Here is a 20,707-nt window from a genome sequence, read left to right as displayed (position 1 = left end):
ATATCAATTGGCGATATAAAATTCCTGCGAATAGGATTCGCTATATTTTAAATTAATAAAAACAAGAGATTAACAAGGTTCTCTGTTTGGGTGTTACTGCGTAATTTACTGGTAAAAATGAGATAATATGACACACTACTATTAGTGCGGATTAACCTTCAGGCTCTTATCGTGATTCACGCATTAAGCTAAATAAAAAAATTGATGGTCATAAAACAGTTGGTTGTAATAAACGATAGGTTGTAATAAAACAATAGGTTGTAATAAAAAATGGGTTTAAATCATGACGACACTCAGTGAACAGGCTCCACCTCTGTTACATGACACCAAGCTTGAACAGCAGATTTTAAGACATTCAATTTTTTGCACTTTGTTTATCGCCATTATGGGGATTGTTTTTGGTATCGTATGCGGTTCGATGTCGATTATTTTCGATGGTATGTTCTCTGCTTTAGATGCTGGAATGTGCAGTTTATCGCTATTGGTTTCCCGATTACTTGGTCAGCCGCACAGTCGGCGTTTTCAATACGGTTTCTGGCATGTTGAACCACTGGTTCTGGCTTTCAATGGCAGCTTGCTGGCCTTTCTTTGTCTTTACGCATTCGTCAATGCCATTAAGGGGATTTTCGACGGCGGCAGGGAATTGGAGTTGGGGTGGGCGATTGTTTATGCATTAGTGGTCAGTATTTTCTGTTTCACCCTCTTTTTAAAACAACGTCGTTTAAATAAACGAGTCAAATCCGAGCTAATTGCATTGGATACCAAAAGCTGGTTAATGTCGGCCTGCATCAGTTCTGCGTTATTAGTAGCCTTCTTGCTTTCATGGTGTATGGAAGGTACCCGCTATGCGCATTTGATTGTTTATACCGACCCCGCTGTATTGGCCTTGTTAACCTTGGTCTTAATACCTGTGCCAATAAAAACAGTCATTTCGGCAGTTCGTGAAATATTACAAATGACGCCAGACAATCTGGATAATGCCATTGAGAGCTTAATGGATAAGTTAATGGCAAAATATAAATTTATTGATTACTCCCACTATGCCACCCGCATGGGGCGGGGGTTGTTTATCGAGATTCATGTGGTTATTCCACCAGAGATGGAGACGAATGGTGTCAGTTATTTTGACAAATTACGCGATGAAATAGCCAAAGAAATTGGCGAGTCCGGCCCTCATCGGTGGCTAACGATCTCCTTTACCCGCGATGCAAAGTGGTTATAGCATCAACATCAATAGCGGGTATGGCGGCGTGTAAATAAATTAACCAAGGTAATGATTCTTATGAACAAGATGATTATTAAACGTCAGATAAAACTTAACGCTATTGATACGCCGCCAAGGTTTGATGCTGTTACTAAGGTAGCCATTAATGATGAAACCATCGAATATCGCAAAGCTAAAGTTATTAGTAATATGCGCCGTGCCGCTATCGATTATTTATTGGTGTATGCGGACAAAGAGCATGGGGGTAACTTTGAATATCTGGCGGGGTTTATTCCCCGTTTTGAAGAAGCGGCTCTGGTGTTACATGTCTCGGGCGAGGTCTATTTATTATTAGGTAACGAGAATTTAAAGTTATCTGACTATGCCAGAGTCAGAAATACCGTGATTCATGTCCACTATTTTTCATTGCCAAATCAACCAATGGACAACAGTAAAACGCTTACTGAATTATTGGCAGCAACCGGGATTCAGCAGGCTAAAAAGATTGGGGTTGCAGGATGGAAACTGTTTACCAGTAAGTTGGACGATAACAGTCAGCTATTTGATATTCCGCATTTTATTTTGGATGCAATTAAAAAGTCTGCTTCACCGGTAGCAACGATTATTAACGCTACCAGTCTATTTATTGGCAGTGATATTGCAGCTAGAGTGACCAATAATGCTAATGAATTGGCGCACTATGAATATGGCGCTAATTTGGCGTCGAATTGTATTCTTAATGCATTGGCGGCGGTTGATATCGGCATAACAGAAAAGCAACTGGGCAGTTATCTGGCAGATGAAGGTCAACCGAACACTGTTGTGATAATTGCTGCGACTGGCGCCAGATTTGAACAGGCAAATTTATATCCCAGTGATAAAGCGGTACAACTCGGCGATAAAATATCATTGACCACTGGGTTTAAAGGCGGTTTGAGCAGTAGAACCGGCTATGCGGTTCATCATGTAGATGAACTACCGCGCGCGGAAAGAGATTATCTTGATAAGGTTGCGCTACCTTATTACACAACAGTCGTCGCTTGGCTGGAAAATATTCGTATTGGTATGCCAGGAAAAGAGATGTACGCATTAGTGGAAACGGTTTTCCCTAAATCACAATACCATTGGTCGCTAAATCCCGGCCATTTAGTTGCTGATGAAGAGTGGTTGTGCTCTCCCATTTATAGCGATTCTGAAGAGATAATTCGCAGTGGGATGATATTCCAAATCGATATCATTCCTTCGGTAAAAGGTTATGCCGGAGTGAGTGCTGAGGAGTGTATTGCACTGGCTGATCAGCATTTACGTAATGCGCTCGCTACACAGTACCCTGATGTTTGGCAAAGAATACAAAAACGGCGTAGTTATCTCAGCGATATCCTGAATATCCATCTCAGCGAAGAGGTGCTACCGATGTCTAACACAGTTGGCTATCTGCGGCCATTCCTGCTGGATAAATACAGCGCATTGCAATGTATTGATGAGTAACAGCACGAATAACCTAGGGTTTAGGGTATTTATTTAAGGGGCTAATAGTCCCTTTTAGTGGCATCAAGCTTTTATTGCCGCAGCCACTTAGCGTCAGATTTAAGCGCTTGCTGAGATTTCGTGCAAAACTGGAGGCGATACTCTTGCCATCTTGTGGCATAATGCGCGCCGAATCACATTTTCTATAATTCTTGAATATCCCTATTCAGTAATCCAATCGAGAGCGAGCTCTGTGCTAAGTACTAACAATATCACCATGCAATTCGGCAGCAAGCCGCTGTTTGAAAACATTTCAGTAAAATTCGGTGGCGGTAATCGCTATGGTCTGATCGGCGCTAATGGCTGTGGTAAATCCACCTTCATGAAAATCCTTGGCGGTGATTTAGTTCCTAGCGGCGGTAACGTATTCCTTGACCCGAATGAGCGTCTGGGTAAGTTACGTCAGGACCAATTCGCCTTTGAAAACAACACAGTGCTGGACACCGTTATTATGGGTCACGGCGAGCTGTGGGAAGTAAAAGAAGAGCGCGACCGCATCTACGCTATGGCTGAAATGAGCGAAGCAGACGGCTATAAAGTGGCTGATCTGGAAGTTGCCTACGGTGAAATGGATGGTTACAGCGCAGAAGCACGTGCCGGTGAATTACTGCTTGGTGTCGGTATTCCGGTTGAACAACATTATGGCTTGATGAGCGAAATCGCTCCTGGTTTTAAATTGCGTGTATTGCTGGCGCAAGCCCTGTTCTCAGACCCGGAAATCTTGTTACTCGATGAACCGACCAACAACTTGGATATCGATACTATCCGCTGGTTGGAGCAAGTGCTGAACGAACGTAGTAGCACCATGATCATTATTTCCCATGACCGTCACTTCCTGAACATGGTGTGTACCCACATGGCGGATCTGGATTACGGCGAACTGCGTGTTTATCCGGGTAACTATGACGAATACATGACGGCGGCGACACAAGCTCGCGATCGTCTGCTGTCAGATAACGCCAAGAAAAAGGCCCAGATTTCTGAGCTGCAATCTTTCGTTAGCCGCTTTAGTGCCAACGCCTCTAAATCCAAACAGGCGACGTCTCGTGCTCGTCAGATTGATAAAATTCAGCTTGATGAAGTGAAAGCGTCTAGCCGCCAGAACCCGTTTATCCGCTTTGATCAGGATAAAAAACTGTTCCGTAATGCGCTGGAAGTTGAACTGTTGACCAAAGGTTTTGATGACGGTCCGCTGTTTAAAAAACTGGATTTGCGCCTCGAAGTGGGTGAAAAAGTGGCTATCCTCGGACCTAACGGTATCGGTAAATCTACTTTGCTGAAAACCTTGGTTGGGGATTATGAGCCGGATTCTGGCACCGTGAAATGGTCTGAAAACAGTAAGATCGGTTACTATGCGCAGGATCACGCCAGCGACTTCGAAATCGATCTGACGGTATTTGACTGGATGAGTCAGTGGAAACAGGAAAAAGACGACGAGCAGGCTGTGCGCAGTGTGCTGGGCCGTTTGCTGTTTAGCCAGGACGATATCAAGAAGAAAGTACAGGTCTTGTCTGGTGGTGAGAAAGGGCGGATGTTGTTTGGTAAGCTGATGATGCAGCGCCCTAACATCATGGTAATGGATGAGCCAACCAACCATTTGGATATGGAATCGATTGAAGCGCTGAACATGGCATTGGAAATGTACGAAGGTACGCTAATCTTCGTTTCCCATGACCGTGAGTTCGTCAGTTCTTTGGCAACCCGAGTGATTGAAATGACACCAGGCAAGCTGATCGACTTTACCGGTAACTACGAAGACTATCTGCGTAGCCAGGGTATTCAGTCCTGATTAGTTGATGGTGTGTTGATAAGAGAGCTGATGCATTGCATCAGTTTTTTTTTTGCGCTAAATAGGCGGCTAATCTTTGCCACAGACTTCACAGTGGGCATCTTTGGCTAGCTTCATGGTCCGAAACTCTGCCGTTGCGGCGTCATACATCAATATGCGCCCAGATATCACCTGACCATAATCAGCTAACAGCTTTATGGTTTCCATCGCTTGTAAATTACCAATAATCCCCACCAAGGGCGACATTACCCCGGCTTCAACACAGGTCAGTGCATTGTCACCGAATAACCGACTGAGGCAGCGATAGCAGGGTTGGTTTGGCTGATAAGTGAAAACACTAATTTGCCCCTCCATGCGAATTGCTGCACCTGAAACCAGTGGTTTACGTTGTGCATGACACAGTCGATTGAGTTGCTCGCGGCTGGTGACATTATCGGTACAATCCAACACCAACTGATGTTCAGCAATGGTTGCCGCGAGTTGTTGGTCATCTAACTGACCATCAATGGATTTCAGTGCCAAATGAGGGTTCATTTCAGACAGCGTCAGTGCCGCAGAGGCCACTTTTGACATTCCGATACGATTATCGCGATGCAAAACCTGCCGCTGCAGGTTGGAAAGCGAAACCGTATCAAAATCCAGCAGGGTAAGGTGGCCCACGCCTGCTGCTGCCAGATATTGTGCGGCTGCGCATCCTAGCCCCCCTAATCCAACGATTAACACCTTGGCAGCATTCAGTTTTTCCTGACCGTCAAAATCAAAACCGCGCAGCACGATTTGCCGGTTATAACGCAGGGCTTGGGCATCGGTCAGTTCTGGCAGCATCTCAGCCTCTCCACCATGTACAATTTATTGCCCCAATAGCCCGTTAAACAGTTCGATTTCAACTGTTTCACCGACCGAGACAGAACCGCGTTCTCGTTCCAGCACAATAAAGCAGTTACCTTGGCTGAATGAACTGAATACGTGAGACCCCTGATGACCTGTGGTGCGTACTTCCAATTCACCGTTAGCATTGGTGGAGAAAATACCGCGTTGAAAATCTAAACGGCCGGGGGATTTCTTCAATTTTGTCGCCGCGACCGCGTTGAGGCGCAGTGGTGGACGCCACCCCGCATGGCCGGAGAGTTTAGCAATAAGGGGTTGTACCAACTGATAGAATGTTAGCGCCGCCGAGACCGGATTACCCGGTAAGCCGCAGAACCAGGCGTTATCCAATTTGCCGAAAGCAAACGGTTTGCCGGGTTTTATCGCCAACTTCCAGAAACCGATATCGCCTAACTCTTCCAGCATCTGTTTGGTGTAATCCGCTTCACCCACCGAGACACCACCACTGCTGATAACAAGGTCAGCGGCGGCATCGGCTTGTTCAAATGCTTTGCGCAATGCGAGTTGATCGTCACGGATCACGCCAAGGTCAACTATTTGGCAGCCTAACTGTTGCAGCATCAACCGTACCGCGAAGCGGTTAGTATCGTAAATCTGTCCTTCGCCTAAGGGCTGCCCGACTGGTTGCAATTCATCGCCGGTAGAGAAAATAGCCACTTTCAGTGTGCGAAACACGGCAATCTCTGCAATGCCTAATGAGGCGAGTAGCGGTAATTGCGCCGCGCCTAATTTTACCCCCGCGGGGAAAACGGCAGCACCCTGTTGGATATCTTCACCCGGCAAGCGGATATTTTGCCCAACCTGCACCTGGCTATTGAATATGACACCTTGTTCGCCAGCCACGGCCTGTTCTTGCATGATGACGGCATCGGCTCCCTCAGGAATAGGGGCACCGGTCATGATTCGCACGCAAGTATTGGCTGGCCACTCACCTTTAAACGGTGCACCGGCAAAAGCCTTGCCGGCCACCGGCAGCGGTAATGTGCTGCTAAGCTCATTACAACGCACGGCATATCCGTCCATGGCTGAATTGGCGAAGGGGGGCACAGCAATCGGTGATGTAATTGCACTGGCGGTGATACGTCCCGCCGCTTCGGTCAATGCGATGATTTCTGTTGCCTGCAATGGCGTAACCTGCGACAGCATTTTAGTCAGAGCTTGTTCGAGAGAGAGTAAATCCGAGGTATTACTGTGATCCATGCTGGACTCCGTGGTCAGTGTGCACCGTTAGCTAGAGGTAATTATGGGTGCTGAGCTACCATCAAATAATGAAACCATTATGGCAGAGATTGTCAGGTGGGTGAATGGATGGCGGCGCAAAGAGACGATAGATTGATACTGCCTTGATCAGTGCTATTATTTTCATGGGTATAAACCTTCGGCAGGCAACACAGGGGTGTGACATGGAGTATCAATCGATTCTGGACTTTTGGTTTAACGAGATGGACCCGGCGTTGTGGTTCAAAAAGGATGAGGATTTTGATGCTCTGCTACGCAAGCGGTTTGGCCCGGTTTGGCAAGCGGCATCAAAGGGGGAATTGGCCCACTGGCGGTTTAAAATTGAAGGGCGTTTGGCGGAAATATTGATACTGGATCAATTCAGCAGAAACCTGTTCCGTGATTTACCTGCATCATTTTCTTGTGACGGGATGGCGCTGGTGCTAGCGCAGGAAGCAATCAGCAGTGGTCAGACGAAACAATTATCTGATATTCAACGCGGCTTTCTTTATCTTCCTTTTATGCATTCCGAATCGGCGCTTATTCATAAACAGGCATTAGAACTCTTTACCGAATTGGGTAATGACAATCAGCTTGATTATGAGTTACGCCATAAAGCGATTATTGATCGCTTTGGCCGTTACCCACACCGCAATCATATCCTCGGGCGAGTCTCAAGTGCAGAGGAACAGGCTTTTCTTTTACAGCCAGGATCTGCTTTCTAGACAGAAAAGGGCAGACGAATACAGGGTCAGCAAAATCGCTGTGCTGGCCACTTATCGTCACTTTGACTACGTACTGTTCCCGTTTTTTTCTGTCGTGCCGCTCACAAAAAAACCTTCACCAAACAGTCGACTTAACATATTTATGTAATTGACATCACAAAGGAAATTGAGGTTTTTCCTAAACTACTCTCTGCGCTATAACTCTCATTGAAACGATAATGTTACCAATATATAACAATCTAACAATATAAAAATGAGAGTTCAGTGTCTGTGATTTCTCGGTTCTGAGCTTATATGGCATGGACGTTTAACAATGTGGCAGACGCATCATTATGGTTGAAACAACTTCATTAGACACTACTGTGGTAGAAGGTCAGGGAACATCAGCACGTCTGACAGATAAAGCAGATACCCGGCAACGGATACGAGCCATTGTTGGGGCCTCTTCTGGGAATTTGGTTGAATGGTTTGATTTCTATATTTACTCTTTTTGCGCGCTCTATTTTGCCCCGCTTTTTTTCCCCAGTGATAATCCAACCACCCAATTAGTGCAGACTGCCGGTGTTTTTGCTGCTGGTTTTTTGATGCGGCCGATTGGCGGCTGGTTATTTGGTTATATTGCTGACAAACATGGCCGCAAGTTATCCATGTTGATTTCGGTCTATATGATGTGTGCCGGTTCGTTGATGATTGCTTGCCTGCCAACCTATGCGTCAATTGGTAGCCTGGCACCGGTCTTACTGTTAGTCGCCCGTTTATTCCAGGGGTTATCTGTTGGGGGCGAATATGGTACCAGTGCCACCTATATGAGTGAAGTCGCAGTGAAAGGGCACAAAGGGTTTTATGCTTCGTTCCAATATGTCACATTAATTGGCGGCCAATTGCTGGCATTATTGGTGCTGGTTCTATTACAGCAAACACTTTCATCAGAGGTATTGCACAGTTGGGGCTGGCGTATTCCTTTTGTTCTGGGCGCACTGTTGGCAGTGGTTGCTCTTTACTTACGCCGTTCACTGAATGAAACCTAGGATGAGAAGAACCGTAATAAGAAAGATGCGGGTAGTTTGAAAGGGCTATGGAAGAACCGTCGCGCATTTATTATGGTACTAGGCTTCACCGCGGGTGGCTCTCTTTCTTTTTATACCTACACCACTTATATGCAAAAGTATTTAGTCAATACCGCCGGAATGGATGTAAAAACCGCCAGTTTGGTAATGACGGCTGCATTATTTATTTTTATGCTAGTGCAGCCCTTATTTGGTGCATTATCCGATCGTATCAGCCGGCGTACATCTATGTTAACGTTTGGCCTATTATCAATGTTATTAACAGTACCTATTCTGCACGCCCTTAAAGGGGTAACCAGTCCATATATTGCGTTTATGCTGATTATTACCGCCCTGATTATTCTCAGTTTTTATACCTCTATTGGCGGATTACTAAAAGCAGAGATGTTCCCACCGGAAGTGAGGGCACTGGGTGTCGGCCTGTCTTATGCAGTTGCAAATGCCATGTTTGGTGGTAGTGCTGAATATGTGGCGCTGTCTCTTAAGTCTTTTGATATGGAAAACAGCTTCTTTTGGTACGTTTCGGCAATGTGCTTCGTCACCTTCCTGGTTTCATTGCGCCTGCACCGCAAAGGGCAAGAGGTTGAGTTATAGTGCGAAACCTACATTAATTGCTTTTACCTCCATATGATGAGTTAACTCTTTATTAAATAGAGTTAACTCATCACCAGCCAATAATTGGCTAGCAGGGATCTTCCCGATGAGATAGGCCGATAATGCTTTATATTCATGCGAGGTTAATTCCTCCAGTTTTCTAATATTTACGTCTCTAATATTAACGCTATCTATGTTTACGATGGGTATTATATCACGCATGTTACGCTCCTGTTTTTAAGTTAATTTTCCATCTCTCATGGTTATTATTCTATTACCATATTTGGCGGCTTCATCTGAGTGTGTGACCATTATTATGGTTGTTCCGGTCTGATTTATTCTGCTTAATTGTTCAAGTACATTTCGGGTGTTTTTACTGTCCAAGTTACCGGTTGGCTCATCAGCTAACAATAATGCTGGATTGGATACCATGGCACGAGCAATGGCGACTCGTTGTTGCTGACCACCCGATAATTGCATTGGTTTATGATCTCTACGATTCTCGATAGCAAAAAGGTTTAAAATCCGATTAACGCGTTCAATACGTTCTTTTTTTGCAACATGGCGATACTTCAGTGGTAACTCAATATTATCGAATATTGATAAATGTGGAATAAGATTAAATGATTGAACAATATAGCCTATCAACTCACGCCTTAATATAATTCGTTGTGAGTAACTTAGGGATACGACATCCTTTCCTGCTAAGGTAAGTGAGCCACTATCAAGTGAGTCAAACATGCCTATAATGTTGAGCAGAGTCGATTTCCCCGATCCTGATGGACCCATAATTGATACGAATTCACCTTGTTCCACAGCGAGGTTCAGGTGATGAAATACCCGGGTTTTAATCGTTTTTGTTATGAAACACTTTTCTGCATTTTGTATGTTTAGCATATTATTTAAACTCAATTATATTATATTGGTTACTGTTTGAATATGAAGGGATGATAATACGTTGACCTGAATTTAGTCCTGCTGTTATTTCTGTTTTTTCTGCGTTGCGGCGCTTAATTTCTACTTTAGTTTTAATCGCATGATCATGTTTTTGTTGGTAGATATAGAGGTAGTTACCCCCATGTTTATCTGAAGTAATACTTTCATTGAGTACTAATAATATCTTCTCTTTCTCATCTTGCAATGAGATTTCTATTTCAATAGATTGGCCTCTTTTTAGCGGGACTTTGTTTAATTGAGTCGGTGTCAGCTTTGCCTTAAACTTGCCATTATCAATAACTGTGGAGACCGATTCAATAAGCAGTACAATATCCTGGCCATTTATTTTTGCAATAACACGAGTTTGTGGTTTTATCTTATCCAAGTAATATTCACTCAAAAAAACATTGAAATAATATGAATTGAAATTATCTACGACTGCTATTTTTTCACCAGGCTTTATTTGCTGGCCTAACTCAATGTCCAAAACAGATAAAGAGCCGTCAATAGGTGCAGTTATTACTAATTGATCGATGCCCGTTTCAATCATTCCCATCATTCGTTCAAGTAATAAAATAGAGTCATTAATATTATTTAATTGCTTAGGAAGTGATTTTTGGTTTTTGTTATTATGTTCTAGTAATATCTCACTCTTAGTTTTCCAATTTTTCAGTATATCTTTTTGGTTTTCTAACTCTGATTTTGCAATCATCGATTTTGTATCGAGGACTTGATGCCTGACAAGGTTTTTGCTAACAACCTCGATCTGGTGTTGAGCTTCTTGTAGGCTGAGTTTGGTATCTCGATTATCTTGTTCCAATCGCATTTTCATATTACGCAGATTATTTATTTGTTCGGCGATATCTGCCATTCTGGAGGTTGTTTCTAACATGAAATCATAATTGGATAAACGAACGATAACATCACCTTTGTTAACCGCTTCAAAAGCTTTTTTGGCAATTTCAATGACTTTCCCCCCACGTTCACTTGATATAATCGTGCTTTCCTTCGGTACCGTAATGGCACGTGTAATTAATACGTCCTGAAATTCCTCAGGCTTAACCGTAATGAAAATAGTGTTTTCCCGCGCAACTAATAACGTATTTTGGCTTGTGAATAAAGAGTAAATGTAAAAAAAACAGGCAATCAGTATAAGTGATACACCTATAATAATTAACGTTATGCGTAAGTTTGTATGTGCATTTTTTTCAATTTTTATATCCATGTATTTATTGTTTCTTTTTGGTATTTATGTTGTCATTATTAAAGATCAGCGTAATAGTCATAATGACAACTATGCTAATTATGAAAATAAAAAGTGTAGCAGTGGCATTGACGTATGAAAGATTATCCACAGCATGGTATTGAACCAACCATCGATGCAATAAAAAGAAACCCATCGAGAATGCTATTATAGCAGCAAAAATAATGGGGGCGATATTTTGCTGTATAAAGAAAACGATATGGGTATAAATAGAACCACCAATAGACTCCATTATTCTTAATGTCTTACCGATTCGTTTGGTTTCGGATATACTGATGATTACCGTGCTTATTAATATTAATAAAATTGAAAGTATGGCAACAAAATTAGCTGTTTTTTGCATAAGTCTATTCGTATTGAAATATGCTTGATGTAAATGTTCCACTGTTTGTATTTGCGTGGGGTTAACCCGATATCGCTCAAGTGTTTTTTTAACTTCCCCAAGATCCTGTATATATTGCAATTTTAATGCGCCATATCGTTGGGACTTGTTTTCAATAAATATCAATAGTGGTGTGGTGTTTTTATTGACATCTGCAAGATAAAAATCATTTATTATTCTAAGGATTCTTATTTTATGTTCAGAGTCATTATCATTAATGTAAAATATGCTATTCAATGTTTCATCATAGGAATGTTGCCCCATTAAAGTCATAAAGGATTGAGTTGCTACCGCATGGACAATATTATTATCATCACTCGGCATTAGCACATTATCATACCCTGCTAATACCTTAACTCCCCAGGTATCAAGGAAGTGTTTATTAGCATTAAGTGTATTTACTGTTACTAACTTATCTTTCTCTTGCTGATTAAGATGAAATATTGACGTGTTTGTCCTCGACATGTCAAAGGGTTGCCAGCTACTAAGTGCGATAGACTCTATATTTACAGTATTCTTCAATTCATTTTGTAAACTATTTATTGCTGCTTGATCAATTAACTCATCACTTAAAGTAAATGTCACTATATTGTCTTTTTCATAACCAAAATTATGATGCTGCATAAAATCATTCTGTGTCAATATTCCTGCCCATAAGTAAACTATTATGCCTGCGATTGTTATTTGTATGCACAGTGCTCCTTGATGGACGTAGCGTGATATTGGCTGTTGATTATAAATATTATAATGGCCAGATTGATTGGGAAAAACGGTAACATATAGATATGTTATATGAGAAATGAGAATTTCTGTATAAATTGAAATCAATGTAAAAAAGAAGGAGGCTAGTAATGTTTTAGTTTCTTGAATGAGAATTAACTCTTTAACGCCTGTAGATAGCTGTATTAAAACAATCAGAAAGAGGATTGCTAACAGGAGTACAAAAAAGGCTTGAAGCAGTGCGATGGAAAGTGCTTCAGTCAATAGTTGATAACGAGAGGCTCCGAGCGATTTCTTTATCTGGAAACTGTTTTTTTTATTGGTATTTATTACATTGTTAACATTAAAAAAGTTCATGGTGGTTGTTAGAAATATAAAAATACCGGCTGCATATAAGCTGTATAAATAGGATTTTGCAATAACTGTGCTGATCTCATCAGGTAACCCATTATCGTAATGGATATCGGTAATATTACGTGCAGATAATTGAATGAACTCTTCGGGGCTGAATGGTGCTCCAGGGGGTTGGGGGGCGTAACGGGTAACGAGTGTACCCAATTGTTCAGAATCGGGTTTTTCTCCTGCGTCCATTGTAATAAAGGCATAAGCGTGCATATCGTACCAATCATGCCTTTTATCATGATAGCCATCTATGAGTTCGGGAGAAAATGCAATCACGGCGTTGGTTTTAAAACGGCTATCCTTATGCAAACTAACCATATCTTTAATGACGAATTGGCCTTTGTTCCCTAAGGTGATAACGTGCCCGACCGGATTATCCAGATGAAGATATTGACGATTAAATTCTGGCGTAATAATAATTTCATTCTGGGTCAGATGAGGGCGGTATTGAGAAGTATTTGGTTCATATAGATTAGGTTGATCATTACTCAGTTTATAGGGATTAATGACATTGAAGAAATTCGGACTAACGGTATAAATCTCTACTTTGCTGTGAGTTTGGTCATTCACTTGTAAGTCTGTAAATAGACGTAGTGCATAGATAACCTCTTTAATGTTCTTTGCATTCTGCAATGCTGGAATCAATGGAAAAGGTACTTGTGCTGATTTTACATCGTCACCGTTTGGCAAGTTAAACTGAGTTTCTATGCGATATATTTGTGCGTGGTCATTGTGGTAATTTTCAATACTTCTATCCGTTAAATAAAGCAGTAATACTAAAAATGATGAGAGCATACCTAAAGCCGTTATTATTATCGCTAATATACTTGCCATCGGGCTAAGCTTTACATCATTAATGAATTCACTTGTAAACATACAAGAATATCTCAATTTATTTATCCCCATGATTTCAAGACGTAAATGTGTTGGATGCGTTTATTTCTGCCTTCCTTCCTACATATTGAAACCTATAAGGTGTATTGAATTGCTTTCATTGTTACTGCTATGTGGAGCAAGGTTAGGCCATTAATGATTTATGGCCTAACCAATAATTTCTGAATGGTTCATGTTTTTCTATTCTTCAGCAAAGCTTCTTGACCAGTTCCATGCTGTTATTTTGCTTCGCAGGGTATTGTTTTTTATTTTTTCTATTTCATTGTCATTTATATAAAATGCATTACTCTTAAATGATTCTTCTAATGATTGCAACTTACCTTTTAGTGCTATTAAGTGGCTGTATTTTATTTCTTCATCATCTGATTGCTTTGAAATATTCATATAATACTCCATTTAAATAATTATCTTTGAATGTAATTAAGTACCAAAAAGATTCTTACTGTTTATTTGTAATTATATTTTTGGAATTTATCAATATTTTTATTTATAGATATGTTTGTATGGAATGTGATTAGCTATCATGTTTTTTTAATTTTTCGATTGTTAATTGCTATAACTGTAACGGGAATAACTATGCATTTCTACGTTAAAATAAAAAAGCCCCGTAGGGCTTAAAATAGTTATGATTGATAATCACGTTAATTACATCGATTACGGATGTAAGAATTCCGCATGGAAGCGTAAGTGATCTTCAATAAATGTGGCTATGGTGAAATAGCTATGGTCATAACCCGGTTGAATACGAAGTGTCAGTGGCCAATCGCGCTGTCGCGCCAATTCAGCTAATTTTGCCGGTTGTAACTGGTCAGCCAGAAACTGATCACCATCACCTTGATCTACCAGCATCGGCAGTTGGGTGTGCGCATGTGTAAGTAAGTGGCAACTATCATATTGCAACCACTGACTCTCATCGGTACCCAAATACGCAGTCAAGGCTTTGCGCCCCCAAGGCACCTGACACGGATTGACTATCGGCGCAAAGGCCGAAGCTGATTGGTATTGCTGCGGGTTACGCAGTGCTAGCATCAATGCCCCGTGCCCCCCCATTGAATGGCCACAGATAGACTGACGGTCACTCACTCTGAAATGTTGGGCGATCAAAGCCGGTAACTCTTGGCTGATATAATCATACATCTGAAAATGTTTAGACCAAGGGGCTTGTGTTGCGTTGAGGTAGAACCCCGCGCCTTGTCCTAAATCATAACCTTCGTCATTCGGCACATCATCGCCACGTGGGCTGGTATCCGGCATAACCAGTACCAGACCCAACTCAGCGGCCACCCGCTGAGCACCGGCTTTCAATGTAAAGTTTTCATCATTACAGGTCAGACCCGACAGCCAGTAAAGCACCGGTGGCGGGTTGTCATCCCGTAAGGGGGGCAGATAGATGCTGAAGGTCATATTGCAATTCAGGCTGCTGGCGGTGTGGCGATAGCGTTGCTGCCACCCGCCAAACATCCGGTGCTCTTCGAGAAGTTCAAGTGACGTATTCATGCGTTGCCTGCCTCCTTGCCTTATTTGTTTTGTGAAGAATGATTAAAATGGATCACGGTACGGATAGATTTACCTTCATGCATCAAATCGAAGGCTTCGTTGATTTGATCTAGCCCCATGGTATGGGTAATAAAATCATTCAGAGCGAATTTACCGTCCAGATATTGCTGCACGATGCCCGGTAACTCGGAGCGTCCTTTAACGCCACCAAATGCTGAGCCACGCCATACGCGGCCTGTGACCAATTGGAATGGACGAGTCGAAATCTCTTCACCGGCACCAGCAACACCAATGATGACTGATTCGCCCCAGCCTTTATGACAGCACTCAAGCGCTGAGCGCATAACATTGACGTTACCAATACATTCAAAGGAGAAATCTACGCCGCCATCGGTCAGCTCGACGATCACATCCTGAATAGGTTTATCATAATCTTTCGGGTTAATCAGGTCTGTTGCGCCCAGTTTGCGGGCCAGCTCGAATTTACTGGTATTGAGATCAATACCAATGATGCGGCTAGCGCCAGCCATTTTCGCCCCAATCACTGCCGATAAACCAATGCCACCCAAGCCGAAGATGGCGACAGTGTCGCCCGGTTTGACTTTTGCTGTGTTCATCACAGCCCCCATGCCGGTGGTGACGCCACAACCGAGCAGACAAACTTCTTCTAATGGCGCTTCTTTATTGATTTTTGCCAGTGATATTTCCGGTACCACTGTCAGTTCAGAGAAGGTTGAAGTCCCCATGTAATGGAAGATCGGTTGGCCATTTTTAGAGAAACGAGTGGTGCCATCAGGCATCAAACCCTTGCCCTGAGTGCTGCGGATCGCCTGACACAAATTGGTTTTACCGGAGCGGCAGAATTTACATTCACCGCATTCTGGAGTGTACAGCGGAATGACGTGATCACCCACTGCAACGCTGGTAACACCTTCGCCGATTGCTTCTACAATCCCACCACCTTCATGGCCGAGGATCACTGGGAATATCCCTTCGGGATCTTTGCCTGACAAGGTGTAGGCATCGGTGTGGCATACGCCACTGGCGACAATCCGTACCAGCACTTCGCCTTTCTGCGGTGGCATCAAATCAACTTCTTCAACCGATAGCGGCTGGTTTGGCCCCCATGCGACTGCGGCGCGAGTTTTAATCATCTGCATGGTGTTGCTCCTATAGCTTCTGTGTGGTGACTGTTATATAAATTAATTGTTTATGTGTCTAATATGTTGCATCTGGCTGTCTGGACGTAAGTCAACATGGTTTGTATAAATTATGGCCGATAAGCGGCAAGCCGTCAGATAAGTCACTGAATTTCAATCTGCTCGATAATCAGTTCTTTTAAGGTGCGGACATTGGGGCTAAAGGCATCTTTACGCCAGATAAGCCAAGTTGCGGTATCGGCAATATCAGCCGGTAAGGCATGAACTTGTACCCGTTCATGGCCCGGCAGTAGCGCCAATACGGAATGGGGTATCAATGCCAGCCCGGCACCACTGGCAACACAGGCCAGCATGGCATGGTAAGACTGGATTTCCATAATATGGCCCGGTAAGACACCGGCCTGACGGAACCAACTCTCCAGGCGCAAGCGGTAAGAGCAGCTGGGGCGAAAGGCAAACAGTGTCTCATCCACCGCATCGCGGGCTTGCATAATCGGAGGGTGGTCCAAACAAGAAATGATCACCAGTTGTTCGTCGAAAGAGCGACAACCGTGCAGTTCATCATGTTGAACTGGCCCATCAACGAGCGCTGCCGCCAGTGTCCCAGCCCGTACCTGCTCGATGATTTCACCAGACGTCCCGGTGATCAGCGATAAGGACACCTGTGGGTAGCGCTGATGATAGGCCGCCAGCAAATTAGGCAGACGGGTGGCAGCAGTGCTTTCCATCGAGCCTAACGGGAAATTACCCGCCGGTTCGCCAGCATGCGTAATGCGCATTGCCTCTTCGCTTAGCGCCAGGATCCGGTTGGCATAACAGAGGAAGTTATGGCCCATAGGGGAGAGCCGCAGGCGCTGTTTTTCACGGATAAACAGGTCGGCACCCAGCTCAACTTCAAGTTGGCGCAGGCGGGTCGTCAAATTTGACGGGACGCGGTGCATCTGCTCCGCTGCCCGGGCAACGGAACCGGTTTCTGCTACACAGCAAAACATGCGTAGCTGGGTCAGGTCCATAGGTGTTCTCTTTTTGTGATGAACTTAGTTAGTATTATTCATTTTTTGTGATTCTAATGCTCAGGCATGATATTGGCAACTTTCTTTTAACCGTCTGGCAGGAATTATCTGTCAGCAAACAATGGGCAGGGCAGATGGCATTAAGAATTGCATTAAGTGGTTTTCTCGCGTTAGTGGTGGCGATGGGAATTGGCCGTTTTGCTTTTACGCCGCAAGTACCGCTAATGATCGCAGAGCATCAGTTCACCCTAACCGGTGCCGGGCTGGTGGCAGCCTTTAATTATCTGGGATACCTGTTTGGCGCTTTTGATGCTATGCGTGCCAGCCGCCATGTGGAGCGCCGTTTATGGCTCGGATTGTGGGGAGCGGTAACGCTTACGCTGCTATCCGCAGTAGTTGATGGGCCGTGGTGGCATGGCGTGGTACGTTTTGCCATTGGCTGGGCCAGTGGTTGGTCGATGGTACTTATCGCCGCCTGGACCAATGAACGTCTGGCCCACTTTGGCCGTCCGGCACTCAGTGCCGCAGTATTTGCCGGACCAGGCGCGGGCATATTCATCAGCGGTATGTTGGCAGTGGTTATTCATAGCTATGGCTTATCGGCCGCAGAAGCTTGGCTGGTCTATGGTGTATTGGCGTTAGTTATTATTGCCATGATCAGTATTAATCTGCCGCGAAGTGGGGAACTACATCGCCCGCATATCGCTGCGATTCCACTGACCTTAACGCCAGCACTCAAGCGCCTGGTGTGGAGCTACAGTCTGGCGGGATTCGGTTATATTCTGCCCGCAACATTTTTATCGCAAATGGCAGCAGCGCGCTTCCCAGATAGCCTGTTTGCCCAGTTTGTCTGGCCGGTGTTTGGTGGCGCGGCGGTGATAGGGATCACTATCGGTATTTTGACCCGCCATTGCCTGAGTTCGCAAACCCGCTTGGCATTAACACTCTGGGTACAGGCATTGGGGGTATTGTGCGCGGAGCTAGTGCCGGGAGTTAGTGGGTTGGCATTAGGGGCATTACTGACCGGTGGCGGTTTCCTGAGTGTGGTGCAACTTTCATTGCAGCATGGCCGGGAGCTGGCACCGCAACACACCCGCTATATGGCTGGTTTACTGACCACCGGTTATGCTATCGGACAACTGGTTGGCCCAATATTATCCGCTATCTCAACAACCTTGACTCACCGGTTAGAGCCTGCGCTGTACGTGGCAGTGGTGGCACTGTTCATTGCTGGAGGGTTGGTTATCAAAACGCCACGTCGCGCTCAGGAAACAGTTACCGGTTGATTTACGCTACAGTGGATGCACCAAATGCAACTATTTCATCATGATGTAAATAACGATTCGATATGAATAACAATCACTGGATAATCATTTTGCTCTCAACTAAAGTGGGGAGCAAAATCCGAACGTGATCTACATCATGTTTATACTGTTCGGATGTGTACGCCTGCTGGAGAAAAGAATGTCATCGCTAAGTAAAGAAGCTGAGTTGGTTCATGAGGCATTGCTGGCCCGTGGTCTTGAAACCCCGCTGCGCAAACAAGAGTTAGATGCCCAAACGCGTAAAACCAAGATTCAAGCGCATATGACTGAAGTCATGCAATTGCTGAATCTTGATTTGTCTGACGATAGTCTGGCGGATACGCCAAGACGTATTGCCAAAATGTATGTTGATGAGATTTTCTCTGGACTGGATTACGAAAATTTCCCCAAAATCACCCTGATTCAGAATAAAATGAAGGTCGATGAAATGGTCACGGTACGAGATATCACCCTGACCAGTACCTGCGAACATCATTTTGTCACTATTGATGGTAAAGCCACTGTCGCTTATATTCCCAAAGACAGTGTGATTGGTTTATCTAAAATCAACCGTATCGTGCAGTTCTTTGCTCAGCGCCCGCAAGTGCAAGAGCGGCTGACACAGCAAATCCTGTTGGCACTACAGACACTGTTAGGCACTAATAATGTCGCAGTTTCTATCGATGCGGTGCATTATTGCGTTAAAGCGCGCGGTATTCGTGATGCTACCAGTGCGACCACCACGACATCATTAGGCGGGTTATTCAAATCTAGCCAGAATACGCGCCAGGAATTCCTGCGTGCTGTTCGTCATAATAGCTAACGTCACAACGGCTAATTAGCCTTTTCCAGAGAGGGTACCAGTGGGTGCCCGTACACAGGATGTCGGGTATGCGTCAACGCATCGCAACGTTAGACAGTGCGCGAGGGCTGGCCATCCTTGGCATTCTGCTGCTTAATATCAGCGCCTTCGGTCTGTCAAAGGCTGCTTATCTTAATCCGGCCTATCTGGGCCTTCCTTCGCTATCCGATGCCTGGACTTGGGCCATTCTCGATATTGTGGCACAGGCCAAGTTCTTATCTATTTTCGCCATTCTGTTTGGTGCGGGCCTTGAGCTATTACTTAAACGCGGCAAGAGCTGGATTCGGGCGCGACTTTCCTTATTGCTATTACTGGGATTAATTCACGGTATCTTTTTCTGGGATGGAGACATTCTATTTGCTTATGGTTTGATCGGTCTGGTGTGTTGGCGAATGATTCGTGATGCCAAAGATGCCGCCAGTTTGTTGCGTACCGGTGCGGTGCTTTATTTAGTGGGTGTCGCGGTATTGCTGTTACTGGGGTTTATCACTAATGGCGAACCGGGGCGATTTTGGCAGCCGGGGCCTGCGGATCTGCAATATGAGCAATTTTGGAAGTTGCAGGGGGGCATGGAAGCCTGGAAGAATCGGTTAGATCTGTTGTCATCCAATTTGATTGCTATCGGCGCCCAATATGGCTGGGAGCTGGCTGGCTCGATGTTATTTGGTGCTGGGTTAATGCGTTCTGGCTGGCTACGCGGTGATTTTAGCTTGCGCCACTACCGTTTGCTTGCGGCATGTTTGATACCGCTTTCATTAGTTATCCAAATACCTGGGGTGGCACTGCAATGGGCAGTGGGCTGGGATTACCGTTGGAGCGGTTTTTTGTTGCAAGTTCCCCGTGAGTTAGGGGCTCCATTACAGGCTGTGGGCTATCTGGCTCTGCTGTATGGCTTCGGTCCCACAATATCCGGTTGGCGTGTCAATCATTGGTTGGCACAGGTAGGGCGCATGGCTCTGAGTAATTATTTACTGCAAACATTGATATGTACGTTGATTTTCTATCACTTCGGCTTATATCAACAGCTTGACCGCCTACAACTCCTCGCGATTGTTCCACTGGTCTGGCTGTGTAATATCCTATTCTCCCTGCTATGGCTGCATTACTTTGCCCAAGGGCCACTCGAGTGGTTATGGCGAAAATTGACCGCCTATGCTTGCGGTCAATCGTTACAACCACGCAACACTAAGCCCTGAATGCGTCTGTAAAGTAAAAATGATCGAGCGGGTTGCAAATTTGTATGTAAACGTTTTCTTTCTTG

Annotated in this window: 17 protein-coding genes and 1 pseudogene; 8 read left to right on the top strand and 10 right to left on the bottom strand. The window is 44.3% G+C overall.

The features are described from left to right. Positions 1 to 283 precede the first annotated feature (283 nt). The 3 genes from V1955_RS14705 (at position 284) to V1955_RS14695 (ending at position 4,520) form a co-directional block, all read left to right on the top strand. Positions 284 to 1,222: a cation diffusion facilitator family transporter gene (locus V1955_RS14705; RefSeq protein ID WP_442821092.1), complete on the top strand. Its 939-nt coding sequence runs from the start codon at positions 284 to 286 to the stop codon at positions 1,220 to 1,222. Positions 1,223 to 1,282: 60 nt separating this feature from the next. Continuing rightward, positions 1,283 to 2,692, top strand: a complete 1,410-nt coding sequence (locus V1955_RS14700; RefSeq protein WP_442821091.1) for a M24 family metallopeptidase — start codon at positions 1,283 to 1,285, stop codon at positions 2,690 to 2,692. Between the two features lie 232 nt (positions 2,693 to 2,924). Next, positions 2,925 to 4,520, top strand: a complete 1,596-nt coding sequence (locus tag V1955_RS14695) for an ABC-F family ATPase (RefSeq protein ID WP_071843536.1) — start codon at positions 2,925 to 2,927, stop codon at positions 4,518 to 4,520. A gap of 69 nt (positions 4,521 to 4,589) precedes the next feature. Here V1955_RS14695 and moeB read toward each other — a convergent pair whose 3' ends face one another. Both moeB and moeA read right to left on the bottom strand, forming a co-directional pair. Beyond that, on the bottom strand, positions 4,590 to 5,345 hold the full coding sequence (gene moeB, locus V1955_RS14690) for a molybdopterin-synthase adenylyltransferase MoeB (protein ID WP_193784691.1): 756 nt from the start codon (positions 5,343 to 5,345) through the stop codon (positions 4,590 to 4,592). Between the two features lie 24 nt (positions 5,346 to 5,369). After that, a complete protein-coding gene (moeA, locus tag V1955_RS14685) occupies positions 5,370 to 6,608 on the bottom strand; it encodes a molybdopterin molybdotransferase MoeA (RefSeq protein ID WP_083159415.1) in 1,239 nt (412 codons plus the stop codon). A gap of 203 nt (positions 6,609 to 6,811) precedes the next feature. Here moeA and V1955_RS14680 point away from each other — a divergent pair, with 203 nt between their 5' ends. Next, positions 6,812 to 7,351 (top strand): DUF924 family protein, encoded by a 540-nt coding sequence (locus tag V1955_RS14680; protein ID WP_372568895.1) that lies wholly within the window; start codon positions 6,812 to 6,814, stop codon positions 7,349 to 7,351. Between the two features lie 332 nt (positions 7,352 to 7,683). Then, positions 7,684 to 9,012, top strand: a pseudogene (locus V1955_RS14675) (MFS family transporter). Here the strand turns inward: V1955_RS14675 and V1955_RS14670 are convergent. From V1955_RS14670 to ptrR, 8 genes are all read right to left on the bottom strand, one after another. Continuing rightward, a complete protein-coding gene (locus V1955_RS14670; protein WP_372568897.1) occupies positions 9,007 to 9,234 on the bottom strand; it encodes a hypothetical protein in 228 nt (75 codons plus the stop codon). The pseudogene V1955_RS14675 and the gene V1955_RS14670 overlap by 6 nt on opposite strands. Positions 9,235 to 9,249: 15 nt before the next feature. Beyond that, on the bottom strand, positions 9,250 to 9,909 hold the full coding sequence (gene darD, locus V1955_RS14665; protein ID WP_442821090.1) for a darobactin export ABC transporter ATP-binding protein: 660 nt from the start codon (positions 9,907 to 9,909) through the stop codon (positions 9,250 to 9,252). Position 9,910: 1 nt separating this feature from the next. Next, the gene (gene darC, locus V1955_RS14660) at positions 9,911 to 11,173 is read right to left on the bottom strand and encodes a darobactin export ABC transporter periplasmic adaptor subunit (protein WP_442821089.1); all 1,263 of its coding nucleotides are present in this window, start codon (positions 11,171 to 11,173) and stop codon (positions 9,911 to 9,913) included. 4 nt (positions 11,174 to 11,177) lie between these two features. Continuing rightward, positions 11,178 to 13,592, bottom strand: a complete 2,415-nt coding sequence (darB, locus tag V1955_RS14655; protein ID WP_442821088.1) for a darobactin export ABC transporter permease subunit — start codon at positions 13,590 to 13,592, stop codon at positions 11,178 to 11,180. Positions 13,593 to 13,790: 198 nt separating this feature from the next. After that, the gene (gene darA / locus V1955_RS14650) at positions 13,791 to 13,994 is read right to left on the bottom strand and encodes a darobactin family peptide antibiotic (RefSeq protein WP_442821087.1); all 204 of its coding nucleotides are present in this window, start codon (positions 13,992 to 13,994) and stop codon (positions 13,791 to 13,793) included. 270 nt (positions 13,995 to 14,264) lie between these two features. Continuing rightward, positions 14,265 to 15,107: an S-formylglutathione hydrolase gene (gene fghA / locus V1955_RS14645; RefSeq protein ID WP_083159405.1), complete on the bottom strand. Its 843-nt coding sequence runs from the start codon at positions 15,105 to 15,107 to the stop codon at positions 14,265 to 14,267. Between the two features lie 20 nt (positions 15,108 to 15,127). Continuing rightward, positions 15,128 to 16,267 carry an S-(hydroxymethyl)glutathione dehydrogenase/class III alcohol dehydrogenase gene (locus V1955_RS14640; RefSeq protein WP_050311956.1) on the bottom strand — a complete coding sequence of 380 codons (1,140 nt, stop codon included), beginning with the start codon at positions 16,265 to 16,267 and terminating at the stop codon, positions 15,128 to 15,130. 143 nt (positions 16,268 to 16,410) lie between these two features. Further along, on the bottom strand, positions 16,411 to 17,280 hold the full coding sequence (gene ptrR, locus V1955_RS14635) for a putrescine utilization regulator PtrR (protein WP_083159403.1): 870 nt from the start codon (positions 17,278 to 17,280) through the stop codon (positions 16,411 to 16,413). Positions 17,281 to 17,414: 134 nt separating this feature from the next. On the opposite strand from ptrR, the gene V1955_RS14630 reads away from it, so the two are divergent. From V1955_RS14630 to yeiB, 3 genes are all read left to right on the top strand, one after another. Continuing rightward, positions 17,415 to 18,566, top strand: a complete 1,152-nt coding sequence (locus V1955_RS14630) for a YbfB/YjiJ family MFS transporter (protein ID WP_083163778.1) — start codon at positions 17,415 to 17,417, stop codon at positions 18,564 to 18,566. Between the two features lie 178 nt (positions 18,567 to 18,744). Then, positions 18,745 to 19,407: a GTP cyclohydrolase I FolE gene (folE, locus tag V1955_RS14625; protein ID WP_042569448.1), complete on the top strand. Its 663-nt coding sequence runs from the start codon at positions 18,745 to 18,747 to the stop codon at positions 19,405 to 19,407. Between the two features lie 68 nt (positions 19,408 to 19,475). After that, positions 19,476 to 20,642 carry a DUF418 domain-containing protein YeiB gene (yeiB, locus tag V1955_RS14620; RefSeq protein ID WP_083159389.1) on the top strand — a complete coding sequence of 389 codons (1,167 nt, stop codon included), beginning with the start codon at positions 19,476 to 19,478 and terminating at the stop codon, positions 20,640 to 20,642. The last annotated feature ends 65 nt before the right edge of the window (positions 20,643 to 20,707 follow it).

Origin of the sequence: Yersinia sp. 2545 StPb PI (genome assembly GCF_052217125.1) — a bacterium.
GTDB lineage: Bacteria > Pseudomonadota > Gammaproteobacteria > Enterobacterales > Enterobacteriaceae > Yersinia > Yersinia enterocolitica_E.
Note: the sequence above shows the minus strand (reverse complement) of the source record. Positions and strands in the feature narration are given on the sequence as shown.